The organism is Bacteroidia bacterium (genome assembly GCA_026932145.1).
Lineage (GTDB): Bacteria > Bacteroidota > Bacteroidia > J057 > JAIXKT01 > JAIXKT01.
In genome coordinates this window covers 14,442-15,577 of sequence record JAIXKT010000041.1, presented here as the reverse complement: position 1 = coordinate 15,577, position 1,136 = coordinate 14,442, and the positions used below count along the sequence as shown (strand labels likewise).

Below are 1,136 nucleotides of genomic sequence, written 5' to 3'. Positions count from 1 at the left end.
TTTGGAGGTTAATTTTAACAAAGATGTTCAGCCTGATGAAAGCCACTAAATTTGAAAAATAATGTTTTAGCCCCCTGAAAGGCTGGACTAAATTGGAGAAACAGTTTAGTATATTAAATTTGGGAAAATTATGGCAGAAAAAAGAAAATTTACAACGGAGCAGAAACCTGAGATTCTGCAATTTGCCGAGCACCACGGTATGGCGGAGACCTTGCGTAGGTATGAGCTGACGCAAAGCCTGTTTTACCGGTGGAAAGGCCAGTTCAACAGCGGCGGTGTATAGGCTTTAACGCCTCAGTATAAGCGCGTTGTCCCACGCCAACGGGTATTGGAGGCGGAAAATGAGCGGCTGAAAAAGATAGTAGCCAAGTGTTTCAACCCCAAAAAATGGGTGCATACTAACGGTAAACGCAAGTTTGTGGAAATAAGAAAGATAACAGCCACCTACCCCGGCCAGTATCTCGAGATGAACATCAAATATATCTGGCTTGAGGGTTGGCGTTGCAACAGCTACCTGCTCACCGTGCTGGACGTGTATAGTCGCAAAGTACAGATCCATACACTGTTACTGAGTATTCGCCAGCAACAGGTGGTGAGCTTGTTAGAAAAAATGCTACCCCAAACCAAGGTTCAGGGCATCACCATTCGTAATGACAACGGTAGCCAGTTCATCGCCCACAGCGTGTGCGACTGGCTAAAGCAACAAGGTGTATTACAGGAGTTTACACACAATTGCCACCCCGCAGGAAAACGCCCATATAGAAGCCCTGCACAGTCTGTTGCAACGAGAAGTCATTGAGCTTACCAGTTTGATTCCCTGTACCACGCACAAGCCGTTATTATCCGCTACTACCACTTTTACAACACCCAACGCCTCCACCGTAGTATAGGTTATTTATCACCTGATCAATATCTTACAGCTTTTTTTCTGTTTTGGCTGCCGAAACAAACACAGCGTAGGCCGCCGTTTTGTCAAGGGTCGCCAAAGGCGATGCGCCAGCACCCGCCCTTGACAAAATTCAGGCGGACGTAGCTACTTTTGTGAAGGCAAACAAAACAAAAGAGCGCGTTGCATAACCTCTAAATTTTTAAAAAAGCCCAAATTTTCTCCCGTTCAAAATAAATTTTGATTTTTT

3 protein-coding genes are annotated in these 1,136 nt (G+C 45.1%); all 3 read left to right on the top strand.

What is annotated here, in order from left to right; all coding sequences use genetic code 11:
* Positions 1 to 130: 130 nt before the first annotated feature.
* The 3 genes from LC115_09225 to LC115_09215 are packed head-to-tail and all read left to right on the top strand — an operon-like array spanning position 131 to position 1,033.
* A complete protein-coding gene (locus LC115_09225) occupies positions 131 to 283 on the top strand; it encodes a transposase (protein ID MCZ2356848.1) in 153 nt (50 codons plus the stop codon).
* A gap of 45 nt (positions 284 to 328) precedes the next feature.
* A complete protein-coding gene (locus LC115_09220; protein ID MCZ2356847.1) occupies positions 329 to 799 on the top strand; it encodes a transposase family protein in 471 nt (156 codons plus the stop codon).
* A gap of 18 nt (positions 800 to 817) precedes the next feature.
* The gene (locus LC115_09215) at positions 818 to 1,033 is read left to right on the top strand and encodes a hypothetical protein (protein MCZ2356846.1); all 216 of its coding nucleotides are present in this window, start codon (positions 818 to 820) and stop codon (positions 1,031 to 1,033) included.
* Positions 1,034 to 1,136 lie beyond the last annotated feature (103 nt).

Bases quoted from the DNA above. Each gene is read 5' to 3' on its own strand.
- LC115_09225 (MCZ2356848.1), top strand. From the start codon at position 131: ATGGCAGAAAAAAGAAAATTTACAACGGAGCAGAAACCTGAGATTCTG.